The 23,946-nt window shown below is 68.5% G+C and carries 21 protein-coding genes; 4 read left to right on the forward strand and 17 right to left on the reverse strand.

What is annotated here, in order from left to right; all coding sequences use genetic code 11:
- Positions 1–4: 4 nt before the first annotated feature.
- Positions 5–3,178 (reverse strand): isoleucine--tRNA ligase, encoded by a 3,174-nt coding sequence (ileS, locus tag G6N31_RS07855; RefSeq protein WP_098001303.1) that lies wholly within the window; start codon positions 3,176–3,178, stop codon positions 5–7.
- A gap of 267 nt (positions 3,179–3,445) precedes the next feature.
- Positions 3,446–4,045, reverse strand: a complete 600-nt coding sequence (locus tag G6N31_RS07860; protein ID WP_098001301.1) for a hypothetical protein — start codon at positions 4,043–4,045, stop codon at positions 3,446–3,448.
- Positions 4,046–4,180: 135 nt separating this feature from the next.
- On the opposite strand from G6N31_RS07860, the gene G6N31_RS07865 reads away from it, so the two are divergent.
- Positions 4,181–4,552 (forward strand): transcriptional regulator, encoded by a 372-nt coding sequence (locus tag G6N31_RS07865; RefSeq protein WP_098001299.1) that lies wholly within the window; start codon positions 4,181–4,183, stop codon positions 4,550–4,552.
- Between the two features lie 56 nt (positions 4,553–4,608).
- Positions 4,609–5,343 carry a hypothetical protein gene (locus G6N31_RS07870; RefSeq protein WP_098001297.1) on the forward strand — a complete coding sequence of 245 codons (735 nt, stop codon included), beginning with the start codon at positions 4,609–4,611 and terminating at the stop codon, positions 5,341–5,343.
- A 6-nt stretch (positions 5,344–5,349) separates the two neighbouring features.
- Here G6N31_RS07870 and lipL read toward each other — a convergent pair whose 3' ends face one another.
- The 4 genes from lipL to mutA are packed head-to-tail and all read right to left on the reverse strand — an operon-like array spanning position 5,350 to position 11,881.
- Positions 5,350–6,648 carry an esterase/beta-lactamase LipL gene (gene lipL / locus G6N31_RS07875; protein WP_098001489.1) on the reverse strand — a complete coding sequence of 433 codons (1,299 nt, stop codon included), beginning with the start codon at positions 6,646–6,648 and terminating at the stop codon, positions 5,350–5,352.
- A 54-nt stretch (positions 6,649–6,702) separates the two neighbouring features.
- On the reverse strand, positions 6,703–7,734 hold the full coding sequence (meaB, locus tag G6N31_RS07880) for a methylmalonyl Co-A mutase-associated GTPase MeaB (RefSeq protein WP_098001295.1): 1,032 nt from the start codon (positions 7,732–7,734) through the stop codon (positions 6,703–6,705).
- Positions 7,735–9,990 (reverse strand): methylmalonyl-CoA mutase, encoded by a 2,256-nt coding sequence (gene scpA / locus G6N31_RS07885; protein WP_098001293.1) that lies wholly within the window; start codon positions 9,988–9,990, stop codon positions 7,735–7,737. It abuts the gene before it with no gap.
- A gap of 1 nt (position 9,991) precedes the next feature.
- A complete protein-coding gene (mutA, locus tag G6N31_RS07890) occupies positions 9,992–11,881 on the reverse strand; it encodes a methylmalonyl-CoA mutase small subunit (RefSeq protein ID WP_098001291.1) in 1,890 nt (629 codons plus the stop codon).
- A 104-nt stretch (positions 11,882–11,985) separates the two neighbouring features.
- On the opposite strand from mutA, the gene G6N31_RS07895 reads away from it, so the two are divergent.
- The gene (locus tag G6N31_RS07895) at positions 11,986–12,711 is read left to right on the forward strand and encodes a TVP38/TMEM64 family protein (RefSeq protein ID WP_098001289.1); all 726 of its coding nucleotides are present in this window, start codon (positions 11,986–11,988) and stop codon (positions 12,709–12,711) included.
- Here G6N31_RS07895 and G6N31_RS07900 read toward each other — a convergent pair.
- Genes G6N31_RS07900 through G6N31_RS07910 form a run of 3 tightly spaced genes read right to left on the reverse strand, consistent with a single transcriptional unit; the run spans position 12,701 to position 14,723 of the window.
- Positions 12,701–13,063, reverse strand: coding sequence for a DoxX family protein (locus tag G6N31_RS07900; protein WP_098001287.1), 363 nt, complete (start codon positions 13,061–13,063; stop codon positions 12,701–12,703). The genes G6N31_RS07895 and G6N31_RS07900 overlap by 11 nt on opposite strands.
- A 4-nt stretch (positions 13,064–13,067) precedes the next feature.
- Positions 13,068–14,273, reverse strand: coding sequence for an SPFH domain-containing protein (locus G6N31_RS07905; protein WP_098001285.1), 1,206 nt, complete (start codon positions 14,271–14,273; stop codon positions 13,068–13,070).
- Positions 14,274–14,288: 15 nt separating this feature from the next.
- On the reverse strand, positions 14,289–14,723 hold the full coding sequence (locus G6N31_RS07910) for an NfeD family protein (protein WP_098001283.1): 435 nt from the start codon (positions 14,721–14,723) through the stop codon (positions 14,289–14,291).
- A gap of 59 nt (positions 14,724–14,782) precedes the next feature.
- Here G6N31_RS07910 and G6N31_RS07915 point away from each other — a divergent pair, with 59 nt between their 5' ends.
- Complete coding sequence (locus G6N31_RS07915; protein ID WP_098001281.1) at positions 14,783–15,640, forward strand: Rv1486c family protein; 858 nt, start codon at positions 14,783–14,785, stop codon at positions 15,638–15,640.
- Between the two features lie 4 nt (positions 15,641–15,644).
- Here the strand turns inward: G6N31_RS07915 and G6N31_RS07920 are convergent, their stop codons facing one another.
- The 8 genes from G6N31_RS07920 to ripA form a co-directional block, all read right to left on the reverse strand.
- Entirely contained in the window at positions 15,645–16,607 is a 963-nt protein-coding gene (locus tag G6N31_RS07920) for a ferrochelatase (RefSeq protein WP_234815158.1), read from the reverse strand.
- An 84-nt stretch (positions 16,608–16,691) separates the two neighbouring features.
- Entirely contained in the window at positions 16,692–17,501 is an 810-nt protein-coding gene (gene inhA, locus G6N31_RS07925; protein WP_098001277.1) for an NADH-dependent enoyl-ACP reductase InhA, read from the reverse strand.
- A 20-nt stretch (positions 17,502–17,521) separates the two neighbouring features.
- Entirely contained in the window at positions 17,522–18,280 is a 759-nt protein-coding gene (fabG1, locus tag G6N31_RS07930) for a 3-oxoacyl-ACP reductase FabG1 (protein WP_098001275.1), read from the reverse strand.
- A gap of 47 nt (positions 18,281–18,327) precedes the next feature.
- The gene (locus tag G6N31_RS07935) at positions 18,328–19,335 is read right to left on the reverse strand and encodes a VWA domain-containing protein (RefSeq protein ID WP_098001273.1); all 1,008 of its coding nucleotides are present in this window, start codon (positions 19,333–19,335) and stop codon (positions 18,328–18,330) included.
- A 21-nt stretch (positions 19,336–19,356) separates the two neighbouring features.
- Entirely contained in the window at positions 19,357–20,265 is a 909-nt protein-coding gene (locus G6N31_RS07940) for a DUF58 domain-containing protein (protein ID WP_098001487.1), read from the reverse strand.
- A gap of 76 nt (positions 20,266–20,341) precedes the next feature.
- Positions 20,342–21,490, reverse strand: coding sequence for a chaperone MoxR1 (moxR1, locus tag G6N31_RS07945; RefSeq protein ID WP_098001271.1), 1,149 nt, complete (start codon positions 21,488–21,490; stop codon positions 20,342–20,344).
- A gap of 177 nt (positions 21,491–21,667) precedes the next feature.
- Entirely contained in the window at positions 21,668–22,363 is a 696-nt protein-coding gene (gene ripB / locus G6N31_RS07950) for an NlpC/P60 family peptidoglycan endopeptidase RipB (protein ID WP_179964277.1), read from the reverse strand.
- A gap of 7 nt (positions 22,364–22,370) precedes the next feature.
- A complete protein-coding gene (ripA, locus tag G6N31_RS07955; protein ID WP_098001269.1) occupies positions 22,371–23,795 on the reverse strand; it encodes an NlpC/P60 family peptidoglycan endopeptidase RipA in 1,425 nt (474 codons plus the stop codon).
- Positions 23,796–23,946: the final 151 nt, after the last annotated feature.

Below are 23,946 nucleotides of genomic sequence, written 5' to 3' on the forward strand. Positions count from 1 at the left end.
GGCGCTAGCGGCGCACATGTTCGACTCGCCGCAGCCGGAACGGGTAGTCCTCACCGACGCACCCGCTCAGCCAGTCGGCGTCATCATCGGTGGCCTCGCGCTCGGGCTCCGACCCGATGCGCAGGCGCGTGGCCAACAGTTCGCGCGCGATCAGGTCGGCCAGTTCCTCGCGCCAGCCGTCGGGCAGTTGCGGCACGGTCAGTTCGAGTTCGATGCGGTCGCCGATGTCGAGCCCGAAACGCCGCCGCGCTTCCTGGAACTCCCGGATCATGTCGCGGGCCCACCCCTCGGCCTCCAGCGCCGGGGTGACCGCACCGTCGAGCACCACCAGACCGGTGCCGCCCGGCAGCGCCGCGGTGAACTCCGGGTCCGCCGCGACCAGCCGGGAGCTGTATTCGTCGGGCTGCAGCACGGCCGGCCCCGCGGTCAGGGTGCCGTCGTCGTTGATGACCGCCTGGCCCGCTTTGACCGCCTTGATCGCGGCCTGCACGTCCTTGCCCAGGCGCGGGCCGGCCACCCGCGCGTTGACGGTCAGTTCGAATCGACCGTGCGCGGCGATGTCGTCGGTGAGTTCCACGGACTTGACGTTGAGCTCGTCGGCGATGAGGTCCCGGTACGGGGCGAGCGCGGACGGATTCACCGACTTGTCCAGTGCGACAGTCAGTTTCGGCAGCGGCAGGCGCACCCGCAGCTTCTTGGCCTTGCGTAGTGACGACCCCGCCGACGCGACGTCGCGTACCAGGTCCATCTCGGCGACCAGCTGCGGGTCCGCCGGCAACGTCGCCGCGTCCGGCCAGTCGGTCAGATGCACCGACCGCCCACCGGTGACGCCGCGCCAGATCACCTCGGTGATCAGCGGCAGCAGGGGCGCAGCCAGTCGGCTGGTCACCTCCAGCACCGTGTGCAGGGTGTCGATCGCGTCGGCGTCCTCATCCCAGAAGCGTGCACGTGACCGCCGCACATACCAGTTGGTCAACGCCTCGGTGAACTGGCGCAGCTGATCGCAGGCTTGCGAGATGTCGCAGACATCCAGCGAGTCGGTCAGGTCGTCGCGCAGTACCGCCAGCTTGGCCAGGATGTAGCGGTCGAGCACGTGCTGCGAGTCGGTGCGCCAGGTGCCCTTTTCGGGGGCGTACAGCGCCAGGAACGAATAGGCGTTCCACAGCGGCAGCAGCACCTGCCGCACGCCTTCCCGGATGCCCTGCTCGGTGACGATCAGATTGCCGCCCCGCAGGATCGGCGAAGCCATCAGGAACCAGCGCATCGCATCGGAGCCGTCGCGGTCGAACACCTCGGTGACGTCCGGGTAGTTGCGCAGCGACTTGCTCATCTTCTGTCCGTCGTTGCCCAGCACGATGCCGTGGGAGACGCAGGTCCGGAACGCGGGCCGGTCGAACAGCGCGGTCGCCAGGATGTGCAGGGTGTAGAACCAGCCGCGGGTCTGACCGATGTACTCGACGATGAAATCGCCCGGGAAATGCGTATCGAACCAGTCCTCGTTCTCGAACGGGTAATGCACCTGCCCGTAGGGCATCGAACCGGAGTCGAACCACACGTCGAGCACGTCGGTGATGCGCCGCATCGTCGACTTGCCGGTCGGGTCGTCGGGGTTGGGCCGGGTCAACTCGTCGATGAACGGCCGGTGCAGGTTGTCGGGTCGCACCCCGAAGTCGCGTTCGATCTCGTCGAGGCTGCCGTACACATCGATTCTCGGATAGGCCGGATCATCGGACTTCCACACCGGAATCGGGGTGCCCCAGTAGCGATTTCGGGAGATGGACCAGTCGCGCGCGCCCTGCAGCCATTTGCCGAACTGGCCGTCCTTGACGTGTTCGGGATACCAGGTGATCTGCTGGTTGAGCTCGACCATCCGGTCCCGGAACTGGGTGACCTTGATGAACCAGGACGACACGGCCCGGTAGATCAACGGGTTCCGGCAGCGCCAGCAGTGCGGATAGGAGTGCTCGTAGGTGTCGTGCCGCAGCAGCACCGCACCATTGGCGGCGGCGGCGCCTGTGCCGTTCTTCAGATCACGGATGATCTGCGGGTTGGCGTCGAAGACGTGCTGACCGGCGTAATCGGGCACCGTCGCGTCGAAGCGGCCCTTGGCATCGACCGGAGTGACCGCTTCGATGTCCCCGGCCTGCGCGGTGGCCATGTCGTCCTCGCCGTAGGCCGGCGACATGTGCACCAGCCCGGTGCCGTCCTCGGTACTGACGAAATCAGCGGGCAACACCCGAAATGCGTTGGGCGAGTCCATGAAATACGGGAACGGCGGGGCGTACTGCACGTCGAGCAGGTCTCGTCCGGCGTAGGTCGCCACCACCGTCGGCTCGGCGCCGAGTTCGCGCTCGTAGGCGCCCAGCCGGGCCTGTGCCAGCACCAGACGCCGACCCTCGGCCTCCACCACGGCGTAGGTGACGTCCGGATTGACCGCCACCGCTTGGTTGGACGGCAGCGTCCACGGTGTGGTGGTCCAGATCAGCAGGTACGCACCCACGAGGTCCGCAACCGGCCCCCCTACTACCCGGAACCCCACCGTCAGCGCCGGGTCCTGCCGGTTCTGGTACACGTCGTCGTCCATCCGCAGCTCATGGCTGGACAGTGGGGTCTCGTCGTTCCAGCAGTAGGGCAGCACCCGGTTGCCTTCGTAGGCCAGGCCCTTGTCCCACAACTGCTTGAACACCCAGATGACCGACTCCATGAAGCCGATGTCCAGGGTCTTGTAGTCGTTGTCGAAGTCGACCCAGCGCGCCTGGCGCGTCACATAGTCCTGCCATTCGTCGGTGTACTTGAGCACCGAGGCACGGCAGGCGTCGTTGAACTTCTCGATGCCCATCTGCTCGATCTGGGCTTTGTCGGTGATGCCGAGCTGGCGCTGCACCTCCAGTTCGGCCGGCAGTCCGTGGGTGTCCCACCCGAAGCGGCGCTCGACCTTGAACCCGCGCATCGTGCGGTAGCGCGGCACGATGTCCTTGACGTACCCGGTCAGCAGGTGACCGTAGTGCGGCAGACCGTTGGCGAACGGCGGCCCGTCATAGAACACGTATTCGTCTGCGCCGTCGCGGTTCTCGATACTGGCACGAAAGGTGTCGTCCTGCTCCCAATAGGCGAGGACGTCGCGTTCGAGTTCGGGGAAGCTCGGCGATCCACCGGCCGGCTTGGGGTAGGCGCTCACGTCGGTACGTCTCTTTCGTGCCTCGAGTCCGGGCACGGGGACGACGCTGACGCGATTGCGTGAGCACCGCGGTACCACCCCGCTTGCGCACCGGTGTGCGCCGCTCGTTGTGGGCTGTCACGGGCCTACCCGTTCGGTTCTACTGAGCGTCAACCAAGCCCCGACGCCGTTCTTCCGAAGACTCCCCGGTGATGGCCGGATCATTGTCGCTGGCCGACATTCTAGCCGCGATCAGACCGCCGCCGAAACCCGGCGACGGCTCGGCACCTACAGCGGTGCCGCGGCGTCCGAGGTGATCTCGATCAGCGCGAGCGGGAACTGCTCGGCCATCTCCTCGACGGAGTACCGGTCGAGCCGAGTGGTGTCATAGCTCCAGTCCGCCTGCAGGGCGTCGCCGACTCGGTGCACATGCACGGTAAGCGCATGGCTGGCGGCCTGATTTGCGGCCGGCCCCACCTCGAGCAGCACCTCGGACTGCGGCCCGGCGACGCCCGGGGCGTCCGACAGCGCGGCGTGGGCGCCCTGCAGCAACTCGGTGGGCCCCATCGGCACCGCCGCCGCGCACAGCAACGACACGGGGTGGTGGAGCCAGCGCTGGCCGCCGGTGACGTCGACGGACACCGCACCATCCCCGCGGGTGCGGCCGAAGACGCGCCCGAGAGCGGCCAGCAGGATCTCCTCGGGCTGCACGCCGAGCCACTCCGCTGCCGCGTCCAGCTCGACGATCAATTCGCTCGATGGCGACGTGCGCACTGTGTCGAAACTCGGCGCAACACCCCCGGCGGGACGGTCGAAGACCTCCAGCGTTACGGGGGCGGATGCGACGAGGGGATGCCTGACCTCGTCAGCGATATGGGGAGCGACCATGCAGCTAACCGTACAGCGGTTGTCCCAAATTTGGGAGACTGCTCCCAAAACTGTGACGGCAGTGTCAATTAAGGGTGTGCTGTCTGTTTGCCGGGAGGATTCCCCCGGAGCGCGTGCGGGGTTTATGGTGATCAGGTGCCCCGGACTGACGAGAACGGCCGCCAGCTCAAAGCCCTGCTCGATTATCTCCTCGACGGCGAGATCGACGCGAAGGACATCTTTGACGCGCTCGGCATCTCCAGCAGCACCTATTACCGGCGCATCAAAGAGGCCGACTATCCCAATGCCGAGGAGCTGCGCCGGGTCGCGGATCGCTTCCAGCTGAGCTACCCGGACCTGCAGATTCAATTCGGGTTGATGAGCCGGCAGGAAGTGTGGAGCTACGTCGAGGCGGCCGGCCCGGCACAACTGGTCGCCACCCTCCCGCAGACCGCCGAACGCACCGAGGCGAAGCGGCCGCCCAAACTCTCGGAGCTGACACCCCGCATGGACGCTCCCCCACTGTAGAACGGTCAGCCCCTAGGATTTGCTGACAACGCGGTTCCCCGAAAGCGACGACCCTCATGGCCCTGGCACCACTGATCGCGATCACACTCCTGTGCATCGCGTGGAGCCTGTGGATCCGCCGCGTGACCTGGTCATGCCGTTGGGAAGTCGCCGCCACCCTCAACATCGCGCTGCAGGGCGCAGCGGTGGTGCTGATGTCGCCGTGGGCATCCGAAACCGTCGGCCAGTGGCTGTACTCCCTGACCGGCAAATGGAACCTCGAGGACTACCTCGGCCATGACTGCTACATCGTGGCCGCCTCGGCCGTGGTCTACAACGCGCTGGGCCGGCTCGAATACGACCACGCTTTGCAGCAGCGGTTCCGCTCGCACGTCGAACTGCCGGCCACGCTGTGCATCCCGCTGCTACTGGCGGCGTTCTGGTTGGGCAACGGTGCGGCGATCTACCGCCCCGATTTCTTCGACGTCCCCACCGACTTCTGGCTGAACATGTACTGGCTGTTGCTGTGCGGCATGCTGATCTATCTACTCGGGTACGGCGCTCGGGCGTTGCTGATCCTGCGTCACGATCCCCGGTCGCGACCGATCGCCAACGTGTACCTGTTCGCGTCCGCGATGGGGATCGTGGCCTGCCTGGTGCGTATCACCACGGCGTTCTTCCCGCAGCTGCAAACGGTTCAGGGCACCACCCTGGTGTGGGTGTTCGCGTGCGCCTGCGGCGCCGGTTTCGCACTGACCTCGGCGCATTCGTGGCGCCTGAAGACCAAGTGGTTCACCGGCGCGAAGTCCTGAGGTCGACTACACGGCGGCCGACGCGGCCACGTCGGCGAACGGGGCACCGAACTCCGGCACCGCGCGATAGCCGTTGCGGCGGGCCGCCACGGCGCCCCGGCGGATCAACGCCGCGGTGGCGACGAACCCGGCCTGGTCGCTGACCACCAGCGGGGTGAGCAACCGGTTGTGCACGAACCCGAACGCCAGCCCGGTCTGCGGATCGGCCCACCCGAGCGATCCACCCAGTCCGACGTGTCCGAACCCCGGCATCAAACCCGGGATGGGCAGGCCGTGGTAGCCGAGGTGGAACGACAGCGGCATCACCATGCAGTGGTCGGGACGCAGGCTACGCCGGCCGACCAGCGCGGCCGCCGTCTCCTTGGACAGGTACTGCATGCCGTCGATGCGCCCGCCGTTCGCGATCGCGCCGTACATCTTGGCCAGCGCACGCGCGGTGGCCACCCCGTTGGCCGCCGGGATCTCGCCGTCGAGCAGTGGGGTGTCGCCCTGGACGAAGGACTTGACCCCCGGGAAGTAGATGGCACCGAAGCCGGCGGAGAACGGCAACGCCGCCAGATGCGGCGCGACGAAGTTGAAGACGGGGTTCTGCAGCCTGCTCTGCGGGCCGATGATCCGCGCGGCGTGGGTCGGCGCCTCCGCGGGCGGACGGCCGATGTGCAGACCGTCGGTGTTCAGCGGGGCTGCCACCTCGGTGCGGACCAGGTCGCGCATGCCCTGTCCGGTGACCGAGCGCGCGAGACCCGACAGCAGCCAGCCGAACGTGAACGCGTGGTAGGCCGGCTTGCCGAGCAACCAGCTGGCCGGCGCGGCGGCCAACCGGTCCTCCATGACCAGGTGGTCCATCAGGTGGGTTCTGTCGGCACCGTTGAGCTGCGACAGCCCGGCCCGGTGCCGTAACGCGTCGCGGACGGTGATGGCGGATTTCCCGTTGGCTCCGAACTCCCGCCAGTACTCCGCGACCGGCGCGTCGTAGTCGATCAGCCCGCGGTCGGCGAGCCGGTGGATGACAGTGGCCGCGACCCCCTTGGTCGCCGAGAACACCATGGGTGCGGTGTCGGCGACCCAGCGCCGCTTGCCTTTTCGGTCCGCCCAGCCGGCCCAGACGTCGACGACGCACTCCCCGTCCAGATAGACCGCCAGCGCCCCGCCACCGAAACGCTTCCACGGGAACATCTGGGCGAAGGCGCGCACCGCATGCGCGAAGTTTGGGTCCGCCGCTCCGCGGACGCCGCGCGGGAGATTCTCGCCCCACCGCTGCTGGGAGTACGCCACGTTGCGCTCCGAACTGTTGACGCCTGTCACGATGAGCACAATTTACCCTGTGACGCGGCTAACAAACGCGGCTTTATCGATTCGTTAGGTAGCGGAATCGGACGGTTGTTCGACGGCGTCCAGGATTTGCTGCGCAGCCAGCGTCGGAGTCAGCGATCCGTCGCGGACCTGCCGCTCGACACTGGCTCGGATGGCCCGCACCCCCGGGCTGGACAGCACCCGGTCGAGCACGGTGTCACGCACCATCGACCACGTCCACTCGACCTGCTGGGTGCGCCGGCGGGCGTCGAACTCGCCCGCCTCGGTCAGCACGTCGCGGTGTCGGAGCACGGTCTCCCACAGCTCGGCCAGACCGGTCCCCTCCAGGGCGCTCATCGTCAGCACCGGCGGCCGCCAGAGCGTTTCGCGGGGGTAGATCAGCCGGATAGCGCCGGTGAGTTCGCGCGCGGCAGCCTTGGCCTCCACGGCGTGCTCACCGTCGGCCTTGTTGACCACGATGATGTCGGCGAGTTCGAGCACCCCCTTCTTGATGCCCTGCAACTGGTCGCCGGTGCGAGCGAGCGTGAGAAAGACGAAGGTGTCGACCATGTTGGCCACCGTGACCTCGGACTGACCGACACCGACGGTCTCGACCATGATGACGTCGTAACCGGCCGCCTCGAGGAGCACGATCGTCTCGCGGGTGGCTTTGGCGACACCGCCGAGGGTGCCCGAAGTCGGCGAGGGCCGGATGTAGGCGTCGGGATGTACCGCCAGCCGGGCCATCCGGGTCTTGTCACCCAGGATGGATCCGCCGGTGCGTGTCGAGGACGGGTCCACCGCGAGCACGGCCACGCGGTGCCCCCGATCGATGAGGTGCATGCCCAACGCCTCGATCGCGGTCGACTTGCCGACCCCCGGCACCCCGGTGATACCGACATGCAACGCGCTGCCGGCAGAGTCGGTCAGCTCCAGCAGCAGCTCCTGGGCCTGCTGCCGGTGATCCGGACGGGTCGACTCCACCAGCGTGATCGCGCGTGCCAGCGCCGAGCGGTCCCCGCCGCGCAGCGCTGCCGCGAGCTCACCGGTGGACAGGTTCGACGTGACCGGGGAATCCGGCGGGACCGGCTGACTCATCTAGCTCAAGCTGTAGCCGAGGCGTTCGGCGAGTTTGTCGAGGAGCCCGATCGCGGCGTCGGCGATCACGGTGCCCGGCGGGAAGATCGCGGTGGCGCCGGCCGCGTAGAGCTCGTCGAAGTCTGTCGGCGGGATCACCCCACCGACGACGATCATGATGTCGGGCCGGCCGACCTCTGCCAGCGCGTCGCGCAGCGCGGGAACCAGCGTCAGATGGCCGGCGGCCAGCGACGACACCCCGACGACGTGCACGTCGTTGTCGGCGGCCTGGCGTGCCACCTCCTCCGGTGTCGAGAACAGCGAGCCCACGTCGACGTCGAAACCGATGTCGGCGAACGCGGTCGCGATCACCTTCTGCCCGCGGTCGTGCCCGTCCTGGCCCATCTTGGCGACCAGGATGCGCGGGCGCCGGCCGTCGGCCTCGGCGAACTTCTCGACCAGTTCGGTCGCGTTACTGACGTTGCTGGCCATTCCCACCTCGTCTCGGTACACCCCGGCGATGGTCCGGATCTCGGCCTGGTGTCTGCCGTAGACCTTCTCCAGCGCGTCGGAGATCTCACCGACGGTGGCTTTGGCCCGCGCTGCGTTGATGGCCAGCGCGAGCAGGTTGTTGCCCAGCCCGTCTTCCCCGGCCGTGCCGGATGCCGCGGCCGCGCGGGTCAATTCGGCCAGCGCAGCAGCCGTGGCGGCGTCGTCGCGCTCGGCCCGCAACCGCTCGAGCTTGGCGATCTGCTCGGCGCGCACGCGGCTGTTCTCCACCTTGAGGACCTCGATCTCGTGGTCCTCGTCCACCTGATACTTGTTGACCCCGATGACCGGCTGTTGCCCCGAGTCGATGCGGGCCTGGGTGCGTGCCGCGGCTTCCTCGATGCGCAGTTTCGGGATGCCGTCGCTGATCGCTTGCGCCATCCCGCCGTGCTCGGCGATCTCCTGGATGTGACCGCGGGCCTTCTCGGCCAGCTGATGGGTCAGCCACTCGACGTAGTAGGACCCGCCCCAGGGGTCGATGGGTCGGGTGGTCCCCGATTCCTGCTGCAGCAGCAGCTGGGTGTTGCGCGCGATGCGCGCCGAGAAATCGGTGGGCAGCGCGAGCGCTTCGTCGAGGGCGTTGGTGTGCAGCGACTGGGTGTGCCCCTGGGTCGCGGCCATCGCCTCGATGCAGGTGCGGGCGACGTTGTTGAACGCGTCCTGCGCGGTCAGCGACCACCCGGAGGTCTGCGAATGGGTGCGCAGGGACAGCGATTTCGGATTCTTCGGTTCGAATTGGGCGACCAGCTCGCTCCAGAGCAACCGGCCGGCGCGCAGCTTGGCCACCTCCATGAAGAAGTTCATGCCGATGCCCCAGAAGAAGGACAGGCGCGGCGCGAACTTGTCGATGTCCAGACCGGCATCCAGGCCGGCCTTGATGTACTCCACGCCGTCGGCGAGCGTGTAGCCCAGCTCGAGGTCGGCGGTCGCACCGGCCTCCTGGATGTGATAGCCCGAAATGGAGATGCTGTTGAACTTGGGCATCTTCGTGCTGGTGTAGCCGAAGATGTCGGAGATGATCCGCATGGAGGGCTGGGGCGGATAGATGTAGGTGTTGCGGACCATGAACTCCTTGAGGATGTCGTTCTGGATGGTCCCGGCCAGTTTCTCCGGCGGTACCCCCTGCTCCTCGGCGGCCACCACATACAGGGCCAGGATCGGCAGCACAGCACCGTTCATCGTCATCGACACGCTCACCGTGGACAGGTCGATGCCGTCGAAGAGCTGGCGCATGTCGAGGATGGAGTCGATGGCCACGCCCGCCATGCCGACGTCACCGGCCACCCGCGGGTGATCGGAGTCGTAACCGCGGTGGGTCGCCAGATCGAAGGCCACCGAGAGGCCCTTCTGGCCGGCCGCGAGGTTGCGCCGGTAGAACGCGTTGGACTCCGCGGCGGTGGAGAAGCCGGCGTACTGCCGGATGGTCCACGGCTGGTTGACATACATCGTCGGGTAGGGGCCGCGGACGTACGGCGGCTCGCCCGGCACGCTGTCGAGCGGATAACCGGCCGTGGCGACGTGGTCCCGGTCGGCGCCGATGTACACCGACTTGACGTCGATCCCCTCCGGTGTCTCCCACGTCAGCTGTTCGGCGGTGTAGCCGTGCGCGGCCGCGGCGGCGTCGAACTGCTCGCCGGCCTGCGCCGGCGTCGGGGCCGCGGCCTCGGTGTCGCCGTACAGTGAGACCTCGGCGAAGCTGTCGATCTTCTTCGGTTCGGTCGCGGTCATCTCACGCCCCCAATCGGGTCAACAGGTCCGACAAGGCTTCGACGGCATCGATTTTCGCGGTCAGGTAGCCGTCGGGTCTGGTCACGGCGTCGGCGATCGCCTTCTCCGGACCGGCCAGCAGGATGTGCTCGACCCCGGCGGCGCGGGCCGCATCGACCACACCGGCGACCTCCTCGCCGTAGCGGGCATCGGTGCCGCAGATCACCGCCACCGCGGTGACCCCGGCCTGCTCGACCGCGTCGGCGACTCCGGCGGCCTGCAGCGGCCCCGGGTTGACGGCTTCGATCCCGCCCGCCGCCAGCAGGTTCACCGCGAACGTGGCCCGGATGTTGTGCTCGGCCAGCGGCCCCAGTGGCAGCAGCAACGCGGTCGGCCGCGCGCCCCGGGCGGCCAGGTAGGCGTCCGAACGGTCCCGCAGGGCTTCGAAGTCCGTGGCGTAGCGCCGCACCTCCGGCAGCGGGTTCCCTTGCGGCAGTGGCACTTCGGCCAGGTCGGGAAACTCGTTGACCCCGGTCAGCGCGGTGCGGCGGTGCGCGATGTCGGCGGCCCGGCGCGCCGCGACCTCCGCGATGCGGGCGGTGATCAACTCCCGCGCCGCCGCGAATCCGCCGGCGGCCTCGATCTCCTGGAAATGGGCCCACGCCTGCTCGGCCACCTGGTGGGTCAGATCCTCGACGAACCACGACCCGCCCGCGGGATCCAGCACCTGACCCAGGTGCGATTCCTCGAGCAGCAGCAGCTGAGTGTTGCGGGCGATCCGCCGCGCGAAGCTGCGTGCCGTACCCGGGAACCCGCCCTCGATCGCGACGTCGAACGGGTGGACCAGGACCGTGTCGGCATTCCCGATACCCGCGGCGAACGCCGCCACCGTGGTGCGCAGCATGTTCACCCAGGGATCGCGCTGGGCCATCATCGGCAGCGACGTCTCCGCGTGGATGGTGGCGGCACCGGCGCCGGGCTCCCCCACGACCTCGGCGACCCGGGCCCAGAGTTGGCGTGCGGCGCGCAGTTTCGCGATACCGAGGAACTGGTCGTCGCCGACGGAGAACCGGAAACTGATCTGAGCCAGCGCGTCGCCGACCGACAGCCCCGCCTCGGTCAGCGTGCGTACGTAGGTCACCCCGGCGGCGATGGCGGCGCCGAGCTCCCAGGACGCGTTGGCGCCGGCATCGTGCAGAGTCGGCCCGTCGACGGTGAAGGTGCGGACATGGCCACCGAAACCGCCGACCTTGCTCGTCGTGGCCACAGCAACGGCGTCGGCCAGCTCCGCGGCCGGGCGGCCCGACAGCGCCGCGGTCAGCGGGTCGGCGCCCAGGTCGACCGACAGCCGTGCACGCTGATCGTCGTCGAGGCCGTCGAGCGCGGCGAGCAACTCGTCGGCCGCCGCGCGGAACGTCGCGCCGTCACCGGCGATGTCGGCGATGACCGGGACCAGATCCAGGTAGACACCGTCGAGCAGACGACCGAGTTCAGCGGGCGCGATCGCCGGGCGGCCGGGTCCGTGCTCCCCGATGCGCAGGACCAGCGCGCTGATTCCTTCGGTGAGCCCCAGTAGCACCGTGCCGTTGGCCGACTCGACGGCGCCAACGTCGACCGGGAACGCCTCGGCGACCTTCCAGCCGGTCTTGACGTCGCGCAGCGCGTCTCCGCCGCGGGTGAACGGCCACCGCCCTGGCAGCGGCGGCTCGGTGATCTCATCGGCCCTGGTGTAGAGCGGACGGATCGGGAAACCCTCGTAAGTCTCGGAATCGAGCAGCCGCTCGGGCTCGGCGGGCAGATCGGCGGGCTCGCGCCGCGTGGACTTGGCCAGAACGCCCGCCACTGCCGAGCGCCAGCGGTCGAGATCGGAATCGAGTACTCCCCCGGCAGCGCCGGCGCTGGGTTTCTGCACGCCATCAGGCTAAATGATGGCCATCGCGCCAGAGTACGCCGGTCGGCCAACTCGTCACGCCGCCGACAGGGCCGATTCACGCCCGGCCCGTAAGGTGGGTAGACGTGAAAGCCGTCGTCAACACGCTGCGCACCGTGGGCGCCGCGGCGCTGGCCACGGTCCGATCCCTTTCCAGGACCCGGCTGCTGGTGGTCTCGACCGCGATTGTGATTCTCGTCGCAGTCGCGGTGTGGGTGCCGGTGCCCACCGCGGTCCAACTGCGCGACTGGGCGACCTCGGTCGGAGCGTGGTTTCCGCTGGCGTTTCTGGCCGCCCACATCGCGGTCACGGTGTTCCCGTTTCCGCGCACGGCTTTCACATTGGCCGCCGGGCTGTTGTTCGGTCCGTACCTCGGCATCCCGATCGCCGTTGCGGCCAGCACCGCCAGTGCGGTGTTGGCGCTGATGCTGGTGCGGGCGGCCGGCTGGCAACTGAACCGGCTCGTCGGATATCCGCGCATCGACGCACTCGACGTTCGGTTGCGCGAGCGCGGGTGGGCCGCGGTGGTGGCGATGCGGTTGATTCCCGCCGTGCCGTTCTCGGTGCTCAACTACGCGGCCGGCGCGTCGGCCGTGCGCACCGCGCCCTACACGCTGGCGACGCTGGCCGGACTGCTGCCGGGCACGGCAGCCGTGGTGATCCTCGGCGACGCGCTGACCGGGCAGGTGAACCCGCTGTTGGTGCTGGTCTCGGCGTGCACCGCCAGTGTCGGTATCGCCGGTCTGGTCTACGAGCTGCGCGGCCACCGGCGCGCTACCGCGCCGACCGAGGTGCCGTCGATCACCTCGTAACGACCGCCGGCCCTTTCACCGTCAGCGCACCATAGAGCGCCAGGAACGTCGACGACGCGACCAAGCCCGGGCTCCAGTCCCGGGCCCGGATGTGCGAGCCCGCAGCCAGTACGAAGTAGACGGTGAGCAGAAACGTCGTCACGCGGGCCAGCGCCGGGAAACGGAACACCGACAGCAGCCCCAGCGCCGAGGCTGCTTTCACCACGGGCAGGACCGGCCAGAACCTCTTGGGCAACCCGACGGTGGTGAGCGCCTCCTCGATCGGCGCGACCGGGCCGAGGCAGGCGGCCGCATCGACGGCCTGGAACGCAGCCAGCACCGCATAGGTTCTTGTCGAGTTCAGCTCGGCCATGGCGCTATTCCGACGGCTTCGGGCTGGCCGGCTGCTCGGCCGGCTGGCGAGCCGGTGCGTTGAGCTGCACCCCGGGCGGGGCCGAGGACAGCAGGCCCGGTCCCTCGACCGAGGAACGGGCCTCGGCCTCGGCCTTGGCCACCGCCTGGGCGATCGCGGGATCGGTCTCGGTGGAGAACCAGTCGGCAACCTCGTCGGAATCGTCCTCCGGCCGCTGCGCGCCCTCCTCGACCGGCGAGGGCGTGTACCGGAACACCCCGTCCTCGCCGGGTGCGCCGAGCAGTTTCGTGAAACCCTGCAGCGCCGAGCCGAAATCGCTGGGCACCAGCCACACCTTGTTGGCCTCACCCTGCGCCATCTGCGGCAACGTCTGCAGATACTGGTAGGCCAGCAGTTCCGGGGTGGGGCGGCCCGCCTTGATCGCGGCGAACGTCTTCTCGATGGCCTTCGCCTGGCCCTGCGCCTGCAGGTACGCGGCGGCCCGTTCACCCTGAGCACGCAGCATGCGGGACTGCCGGTCGGCCTCGGCCGACAGGATGGCTGCCTGCTTGGCGCCCTCGGCCGACAGGATCGCGGCCTGCTTCTCACCCTCGGCCTGCTTGATCGCCGACTCGCGGTGCCCTTCGGCGGTCAGGATCATCGCGCGCTTCTCCCGGTCGGCACGCATCTGCTTTTCCATCGAGTCCTGGATCGACGGCGGCGGGTCGATGCTGCGCAACTCGACGCGCGCGACCCGCAGGCCCCAGCGGTTGGTGGCCTCGTCGAGCACACCCCGCAATGCGGTGTTGATCTGGTCGCGCGAGGTCAGCGTCTGTTCCAGCGTCATCCCGCCGACCAGGTTGCGCAGCGTCGTGGTGGTCAGCTGTTCGACGCCGACGATGTAGTTGCTGATCTGGTACACCGCCGCCTGTGGGTTGGTGACCTGGAAGTACACCACGGTGTCGATCTGCACGGTCAGGTTGTCCTCGGTGATCACCGGCTGCGGTGGGAACGACACCACCCGTTCCCGCAGGTCCACGCGGGCCCGAATCCTGTCGACGAACGGCAGCAGCAGCGTCAGCTGGCCCGAGACCGTCTTGCTGTAGCGGCCCAGCCGCTCGATGACGGCGGCCTCCGCCTGCGGGATCAACGCGACGGATTTGGCCACCACGATGGCGGCGAACACCACCAGCACGGCCAGCAGGATCAGTCCTGCGACGGCACCATCCACGACGGACTCCTTCTGCTAGGCGATCTTGACGACCTTGGCGGTGGCGCCGTCGATGTGCACGACGGTCACCTGGTCGCCGGGTTCGAAGACATCGTTCTCGTTGAGCGGCCGGGCCGTCCAGACCTCGCCCTCGAGCTTGACCTGCCCGGTGTGCTGCGCGACCCGGTCGAGCACCAGCGCGCTGCGACCTTCCAGCGCCTTGGCCGGCTCCGGGAGACCCGTGCCGGAGGTCATCCGCCGTCGCAGCGCGGGCCGCACCGCGACCAACAGCAGGACCGACACGACCGCGAACACCAACCCGTCCGCCCAGATGGGCCAGTTCAGCAGCCAGCTCGTCCCCGCAGCCGCCAAGGCGCCGCCGCTGAGCATGAGCAGGAACAGATCGCCGGTCAACGCCTCGGCCCCCGCCAGAGCGAGGGCGGCGATCAGCCAGATCAACGCAACGGGCATGTCAGTCAGCCTACGCGTAAACGGCCCGGCGGGCGGCCAGCAATTACACTGCAGCCATCATGTGGTGCCCTAGTGTTTCGCTGTCGGTGTGGGCCAACTCCTGGTTGGCCGGCGCCGCCGCGCCCGACGACGTCTTGGACGCGCTATCCCAATGGGCGCCAACGCATTCGGTGACGGCCTACGATTCGGTCGCCGCCGAGCGGACCGGTCTGGCGTGGCCCGACCTCGACGACGTCGGCTCGGTGTCGTTGCTCCAGACGATGCGCACCGCATCGAGTCCGCGCACGACGTCGTCGGTGATTTCGGTGGTGTTGCCGGTCCCGGGCGACGTCCGGGGCCTGCCGCCGGGTACGCAGTTCGGCCGCGACGCGGTCACCGCGGGGGAAGCAATCCTGGTCGCCCCTCCCGACGGCGCGGTCGGCCTGGTGCCCGACTTCGAGTACTCCGAGGATGCCGACGCGGCGGGCGACGACGAGTTCGAGGCCGAGCTGTCGGCGCTGGCCTGGACGGTGTACTCCTTCGACGCCGTTCCGCACACACCGCATTTCGACCTGGGCGAGGCCGAATACCTGCTGCGTGACGCGGTACGGTCGGCCGCCGACGCTATGGGGGCACTGCGCGCCGGCACCTCGGGCAGCGAGCTCGGTGATCCCCGCGCGCTGGTCGAGCAGGTGTTGGAAACCATGCTGGCGCATCGTATTCCGGACCATGCGCCGACCCGAGCGGTGCGGGTGCTGGAGAACGCCGCCCACGTCGACGCGATCATCACCGTCAGCTCCGGGCTGATTCCGATCGGCCTGCAGAGCTCTTCGGAGGTTCAGCTGGCCGGCGACGCCCTGCGGCCGCTGATCTCGGTGGTGCGTTCGGCGCGACTGGCCGCGGTGGACGCGATCCTGCAGTCCGCGTGGCGGGGCTGAGCCCTCAGGCCTGACACGCCGGGGTGCACAGGGCGCCGTTGACGGTACAGCCGTAACCGGGCACGACGTCGGGGTCTCCGACGCGGACCGGCGGCGCTCCGTTCTCGATCTCGTCGATCAGGTCCACCACCAGCCTCGCGAAGCGCGGCGACGCGTTGGGGGTGTGAGCCCGCGCATAGGCGATACCCGCCGCGGCGGCCTGCTCGGCCAGTTCGTTGTCGAGGTCCCAGACCACCTCGATGTGGTCGGCGACGAATCCGACAGGGCACGCGATCACCGCGTCCACCCCACGCTCGGCCAGCGACTCGAGGTGATCGCCCACGTCGGGTTCCAGCCACGGCACCTGCGGCGGTCCGGACCGCGACTGCCAAACCTGGTCGTAGTCGGAGTAACCGGCGGACTGCGCGACCAGCGCTGCCGCGTGGGCGACCTGGCGCTGGTAGAGGTCGGGCCCGCAGCGGGAGGCCGCGCGCAACGGGATCGAGTGGGCGGTGAACACCAACCGTGCGCCCGCGCGCACCTGCTCGGGCAACTGGGCGCGGGCCTCGCCGATGGCGTCGGCGAACATCTCGACCAGCAGCGGATGGTCGAAATACTGGCGCAGCTTCGTCATTTCGGGCGCATCGGGGCCGGTCGCCGCGCGGGCGCGAGCGATGTCCTCCTGGTACTGGGTACATCCGGAGTAGCCACCCCAGGCGGAGGTGGGGAAAACCGCGGCGCGACGAACTCCGTTGTCGCGCATCTGTTTCACCGTGTCCTCGATGAAGGGTGTCCAGTTACGGTTGCCGAAGTAGACCGGCAACCGCCGTCCGCGGCGGTCCAGTTCGGCCTCGATCGCCGCGATGAGATCGCGGTTGATCCCGTTGATCGGCGACACCCCACCGAAATGCAGGTAGTGCTCAGCGACCGATTCCAGCCGCTCCCTGGGTATCCCCCGGCCCCTGGTCACGTTCTCCAGGAACGGCATCACCTGCTCGGGTCCCTCGGGCCCACCGAAGGACAGCAGCAGTAGGGCATCGAAGGACGCCGGGGACGAGGCCACGTCAGCTCGTCACAACAGCTGGGTGCTGGCGCCGCCGTCGGCGTAGATGACGGTGCCGGTGGTGGCCGGCAGCCAGTCCGACAGCAGCGCGCACACGGTCTTGGCGACCGGGGTCGGGTCCTTCATGTTCCATCCCAACGGAGCGCGCTGATCCCAGCCCTCCTCGAGCAGCTGCATCTGCGCACCGGCCTCCTCGCCGAGCGCGCCCCCGACGATCGCGCTCATCGCCAGGGTCCGGATCGGTCCGGCGGCAACCAGATTGGAGCGCACACCGACCTTGCCCGCCTCCCGTGCGACGAAGCGGTTGACCGATTCCAGCGCGCTCTTGGCGACGGTCATCCAGTTGTAGGCCGGCATCGCCCGTGTCGGGTCGAAGTCCATGCCGACGATTCCGCCGCCGGGGTTCATGATGGGCAGCAGCGCCTTCGCCAGCGACGCGTAGGAGTAGGCCGAGATGTGGATGCCCTTGGCGACATCCTCGTACGGGGCGTCGAAGAACGGGTTGATGCCCATGCCGGTCTGCGGCATGAAGCCGATCGAATGCACGACGCCGTCGAGTTTGTTGCCCTCGCCGATCTCGGCGGTGACCCGATCGGCCAGGGTGTCGAGGTGCTCGGAGTTCTGCACGTCGAGCTCGATCAGCGGCGCCGGGTTGGGCAGGCGGTCGCAGATGCGACGAATCAGCTTCATCCGGTCGAAGCCGGTCAGCACGAGTTCGGCGCCGGCCTCCTGAGCGACCTTGGCGATGTAGAACGCGATCGACGAGTCGGTGATGATCCCGGTGACGAGGATCCGCTTGCCCTGAAGAAAGCCTGTCATGTGGAAGTCCTTATCTGGTGTTAGTGGCCCATGCCCATGCCGCCGTCGACGGGGATCACCGCGCCGGCGATGTAACTGGCATCCTCGGACGCCAGGAAGCTGACCACGCCGGCGACCTCCTCGGCGGTACCGACCCGCTTGGCGGGGATGAAATCCAGTGCGCCCTTCTGAATGCGTTCGTCGAGGGCCCGGGTCATCTCGGTGTCGATGTAGCCGGGTGCCACCACGTTCGCGGTGACGTTGGCCTTGGACAGCTCGCGGGAGATCGAGCGGGCCATCCCGATCAGGCCTGCCTTCGAAGCCGCGTAGTTGGCCTGGTTGCCGATGCCCCACATCCCGGAGACCGAACCCACATAGATGATCCGGCCGAAGCGCTTGCGCTGCATGGTGCGCGACGCCCGCTGGGTGACCCGGAACGCACCGGTCAGGTTTGCGTCGATGACCTTCTGGAACCTCTCCTCGGTCATCCGCATCAGAAACGCGTCCGCGGAGATGCCGGCGTTGGACACCAGCACCTCGACGGGCCCCTGGTGTTCCTCGACCTCGGTGAAGGCGCGGTCGACGGCCGCACTGTCGGTGACGTCGCATTCGACGCCGAACAGGCCTTCCGGAGCACCGGATCCGCGGTGGGTGACGGCGACCTTGTGACCGTCGGCGGCCAGCCGCTGCGCGATCGCCAAGCCGATACCGCGGTTACCACCGGTCACCAGCACCGAACGGGACACGAAGGCGGGCCGGGCCCCTCCGGTCTCCGCGGCGGCGTTCTCCGTCGAAGTCATGGTCGCCAACTTAGTCGGTACGCACGCTTCTTAAGAAATCGCCTTAGCTAACTGGGCAGTCGGCGGTTGATCAGCAGCGCTGCCAGTGCCGCCCCGGCCAGCACCAGGGCGCCCAGGCGCAACCAGCCCACGCTGGCGTCGCCCTTGATGGTCTCGTAGCCGATCTGCTCCTGCAGGTTGGTGAAGACGTCCTTGAGTTGCTCGAGGCTCGACGCGGTGAACGCTTCGCCGCCGGACAGCTCGGCGATCCTGCCGAGCATCTCGTCGTCGACCGGCACCGGCTGGCGCTGGTCGTTGATCTCGACATAGCCGTACGGGGTGCCGAACGACACCGTCGAGATCGGCACGCCCTGGTCCTTGGCGGTACGGGCGGCGGTGTAGGCACCCTTGGGATTGTCCGGGTTCGACGGCACGGTCTCCTTGCCGTCGGACATCAGCACGACCCGCGCCGGCGGCGGCTCGTCTCCGCCACCGATCACCGCCCCCACCGTGGCGATCGCCTGCAGGGCGGTGAAGATGCCCTCGCCGGTGGCGGTGCGGTCGGCCAGCTGCAGCTTGTCGATCGCGTTCTTGGTCGCTTCCCGGTTGGTGGTCGGCGAGACGAGCACCGTGGCGGTGCCGGCGTAGGCGATCAGACCCAGGTTGATCCCCGGCGTCAGCTGATCGGCGAATTGCTTGGCCGCCTCCTGGGCCGCCGTCAACCGGTTCGGGGCGACGTCGGTGGCGCGCATCGACTGGGAGACGTCGACGACCAGCATCACCACCGCGCGGTTGCGCGGGATCCGGACGTCGTGGGTCGGGCCGGCCATCGCGATGGTGAACGAGACCAGCGACAGGATCAACAGGATCGCCGGCAGGTGCCGCAATCTGCTGGGCCGCTGGGGCGCCACGCTCTCCAGCAGCTCCATGTTCGCAAAGCGCAACATCCGCTTGTGGCGCGCCAACTGCACGACGATGTAGAGCCCGATCAGCCCGAGCACCACCAGGAAGAACAGGAAGAACCACGGGTGTTCGAAGCCCGACAGCGACATCGGTCCGAGCAACGGTAAAGTCATGTGCTACTTGTCTTTTCGTATTTATCGGGCAGCCAGGGCACCGCGTCGGCGGCTTGCGACGAAGCGCACCACGTCGGCGATCCAGTCCCGGTCGGTGCGCAGCGTGAGCAAGGGTGCGTCGCATCGGCGCAACGTCCGGGCGACGTCGGCCCGGTGCGCCGCCGCCGCTTTGGCGAAGTCGGTGCGCAGTTGCTCGTCGATGGTGAATTCGCGGGTCCGTCCGGTCTCGGTGTCCTGCAGCACCACATCGCCGACCAGCGGCAGTTCCACGTCACGGGGGTCGAGGATCTCGATCCCGAGCACCTCGTGGCGGCCCGCGATGGCGCGCAACGGACGCATCCAGTTGATCGGTCCGAGGAAGTCACTGATGATCACCGCCATACCGCGACGGCGCTCGGGACGACGCAGCGCGTCGATGGCCGCGGCCAGATCGCCGCGGACGCCGACCGGTGCGCGCGGCGTGGTCGCGATGGCACGCAGCACCGCCTGCTCGTGCATCCGCCCCGACAGTGCGGGCACCCGCCGCATCTCGTTGCCGTTGGAGATGATGGCGCCCAACCGGTTACCGCCCCCGCTGTTGAGGAACGCGATCGCCGCGGCGGCCGCGACGGCCAGATCGCGCTTCTCGCAGCCGGCCGTGCCGAAGTCCAGACTGGCCGACACATCGACGACCAACCAGGTCTCCAACTCGCGGTCGGCGATCATCTGCCGCACGTGCGGGTGGGTGGTCCGTGCCGTCACCGACCAGTCCATCCGCCGCACGTCGTCGCCGGGCTGGTAGAGCCGCGACTCCCCCGGCTCCGAGCCGGGACCCGGCAACAACCCGAGATGGTCACCGTGCAGCACGCCGTCGAGCTTGCGGCGCACCGTCAGCTCGAGCTTGCGCAGGGCGGCCGTCAGCGCGGGGTCGCGGATTTCGCCGCGTCGCAGCGACGGCAGGTCGACGCCGCGACGGGGGCGCGCGCCGTCCGAGGATTCGGGAGGTGAAGTCACTCCGGGCCTCGGGTCAACGACTCGCCGCAGCAGCCGCCGACGGGGCCACCTGGGGCGCCGGCCCCTGCTGCGGAATCGCGTTCACCTGAGGCAGCGCCACCGTCTGCAGGATGCGGTTGATGACCGTCTCCGACGAGATCTCGTCGGCCAGCGCGTCGTAGGTCAACACCAGGCGGTGCCGCAACACGTCGGGAATGATCTCGACGACATCCTGCGGGATGACGTAGTCCCGCCCTCGCACCAGCGCCAGCGCCCGGGACGCGGCGATGATGCCCAGCGAGGCGCGCGGTGACGCACCATAGGCGATCCACGCTTTCGCGTCGGGCATGCCGAACTTCTCCGGCTCGCGGGTCGCGGTGACGACGCGCACGACATAGTCGACCAACGCGTGGTGGACGAAGGTGTTGGCTGCGACGTCCTGCAGGCGCAGCAGGTCGGCGGTGCTCAGGATCGGCTTGGGCTCCGGTGGCTTGACGCCCATCCGGTAGATGATCTCGCGCTCTTCCTCCGGCGAGGGATAGCCGACGTTGAGCTTGAACAGGAAGCGGTCGCGCTGGGCTTCCGGAAGCTGGTACACGCCTTCCTGTTCGATCGGGTTCTGCGTCGCCATCACCAGGAACGGGCTCGGCAGCGGGAAGGTGCGGCCGCCGATCGAGATCTTGCGTTCGGCCATCACCTCCAGCAGCGCCGATTGCACCTTGGCCGGAGCACGGTTGATCTCGTCGGCGAGCAGGAAGTTGACCACGACCGGCCCGAGCTCGATGTCGAACTCCTCCTTACCCTGCCGGTAGATGCGGGTACCGACGATGTCGGTGGGCACCAGGTCGGGGGTGAACTGGATTCGGGCGAAAGTGCCGCCGACGACCTTGGCGAACGTCTCCACCGCCAGCGTCTTGGCCACCCCGGGCACACCTTCGAGCAGCACGTGGCCTTTGGCGAGCAGCCCGACCAGCATCCGCTCGACGAGTTGATCCTGGCCCACGATGATCCGCTTGACCTCGAAGATCGCCCGCTCCAGGGTGTGGACCTCGTTCTGCAAGCCGTTGGACTGCGCCGGTCCCGACGGCGCCGGGGCGGCGTGCGCACCGGCGGAGTGGCCCTGATTCGGGGCCTGTCCGGGATATCCGCCAGCGCCCTGCGGCGGCCCACTCGGTGAGGTCATCAATGTCCCTTCCACATGTGCACGTACATGCCGGTTGTGTCGCAGCGCCGGCCGAGGAGGCCGCACGCTCGTCGTCAACTATTCCAGGCGCCTCGGAATCCGTCGACGGTGCCCGGCGGCGAGCCGTCCGGCGCAGCGGCATTCATGAGCTGTGCTCAGCGTGGGTTCAGCTACCGCTCAGGATTCGATGATGCGGGCCACATGCGGCTGCAGCCCTGCGGTCCGCACCGGGCTGACGGTGACCCGGCCGGCACTGCCTGAGGACTCCAGCATCTTGCCGTTGCCGAGATAGATCGCCACGTGCTGGCTGCCGCCCGGGCCCCAGAACAGCAGATCTCCGCGCTTGGCCTGAGACACCGGCACCTTGCGGCCGGTGTTGTACTGATCGCCGGAGTACTTCGGGATCAGCACGCCGACCCCGGCGTAGGAGAACTGCGTGAAGCCGGAGCAGTCGTAGCCGACGGTGTTGGCCCCCGAGTCGACCCCGCGGCTGGGTCCGGTGGGTTTGCCACCGCCCCACGAATACGGCGTGCCCATCTGGCTGGCGCCGCGCCGGATGACGTACTCGATGGCCGCTGGTCCCCGCACGAACCCGGGGGCGACGCCGGCCGGCGCGTCCTTGGGCGCCAGGCCGATGGTCTGCAGGAACTTGCGCCCGAGGTCCATGGTCACCTGGGTGGCCTGCGCCGTGGCGGCCAGCGACGCGTTGGCGATCGCCAACGGGTCACCGGGGGCGCCCGCGCTGATCAGCTTGGGCAGCGTGGGATCCCACTGGTTGGCCTCGGGCTGGGCGCCGGCCGGAGCGGCGGCGCCGACCAGCACCGCGGCCACGGTGGCCACGGAGGCGATCAGGGAGAGGACAAAACGACGCAACAGACGATCACCACTCGATCATTCGGACGGCGAACGGGGTCATGCCGCTGGTGCGTACCGGCGAGATCTTGACCACCGATCCGGTATAGGGCGCCTCGAGCATCTGGCCGTTGCCGAGATACATCGCGACGTGCTGGCTGCCGTTGGGGCCCCAGAAGAGCATGTCGCCGCGGCGCATCTGTGACGACGGCACCTTGCGGCCGGCGTTGTACTGCGAGCCCGAGTAGTGGTCGAGCTTGATGCCGACGCCGGCGAACATGTAGAGCATCAGCCCCGAGCAGTCGAAGCCGACGGTATTGGCCCCGCGGTCGATGCCGCGGCTCGGGCCGGCCGCGTTGCCGCCGCCCCACGAGTACGGCACGCCCATTTGCGACATGCCCCGCTTGATGACGAGTTCGGTGGCCTGCTGACCGTTCGTCCGCGGGATCGCGCCGTTGGTGATGCCGGTAGGTGTCGGCAGCAACCCGATGCTCTGCAGGAACCTGCGGCCGAGATTCTGGGTGATCTCAAGGGAGGTGGTGATGATCTTGATGACCGCGTTGATGATCTGGATCGGGTCACCGCTGACGAACGCACTCGGGATCTGCGGCAGCGTCATGTCCCAGGCCGTCTCGCGGTTGCCGGTGGCCGGGTCGACATCCCAGTCGGGATTGGCGCCGCCGGGCGCGGCGGCGCCGGCGGGACCGCTGCCGCGGCCGGCCGTGGACCCGGTCGGCGCGGCCGCCGGGGCACCGCCCGACGGCGCGGCCAGCGACTGCGCCTCCCGCAGCTTGGTCTGCGCTTCGGCACGTTCGGCCGTGAGGCGGTCGAGTTCGGCCTGCTGGGCCTGGAACGTCTGCTGCGCCTCGGTCAACGCCGAGACCGCCGCCTGCTGACTGGTCTCGGCGGCCTTGACCGCGTCGTCGGCCTGCTGTTTGGCCAAGCGGGCCGCCGACTCCTTGTTCACCTGCTCGGTGCGCGCCTTGAGCAGATCCGACATCACCTTCTGCGAGCTCAGTGACAGCGTCTGGCCGGCCGCCGCGGTGGTGAGGATCTCGGCGGGGTCGCCGGCGGTCAGATACGAACTCGACGGACCGCGGGTGTACATCGCTGCGGCGAAGGTGTCGAATCTGCGCTGCGCGGCGGCGATCGCGGCGTCGGCGTCCTTGACGCGCTGGGCGCTGGCGTCGACCTCGGCCTGCGCTTCGGCCGCGGCGTCGCGGGCGTTCGCCACGTCCAGGATCGCCTTGTTGACGCTCTCCTGCTGCGTCTGGATCGACGCGCCCAGATTCTGCAGCTTCTGATTGACGTCCGCGACCTGCATGACGAGCTCAGCGACATCGTTGTTCTTCGGCTGAGCGTGGGCCAGGTGCGGGGTGGTGAGCACCATGCCGAACGCCAACGACACTGCGCACAGCCGCGAAGCGGAGGCGCCGCCAAGGGTGCGTCTCATCCGATTCAAGTCTCCTCAGGCTCCACGCGCGAACGTGTCGGCACTTATGAAGGCACCGTCACAGAAGTCACATAAAGAACAACCGCAACATCTGGCACCGATTGCACCGTACGTCACATCTGACGCTGAAGAAACTTTTGTAACAAACTAC

The organism is Mycolicibacterium duvalii (assembly GCF_010726645.1).
Lineage (GTDB): Bacteria > Actinomycetota > Actinomycetes > Mycobacteriales > Mycobacteriaceae > Mycobacterium > Mycobacterium duvalii.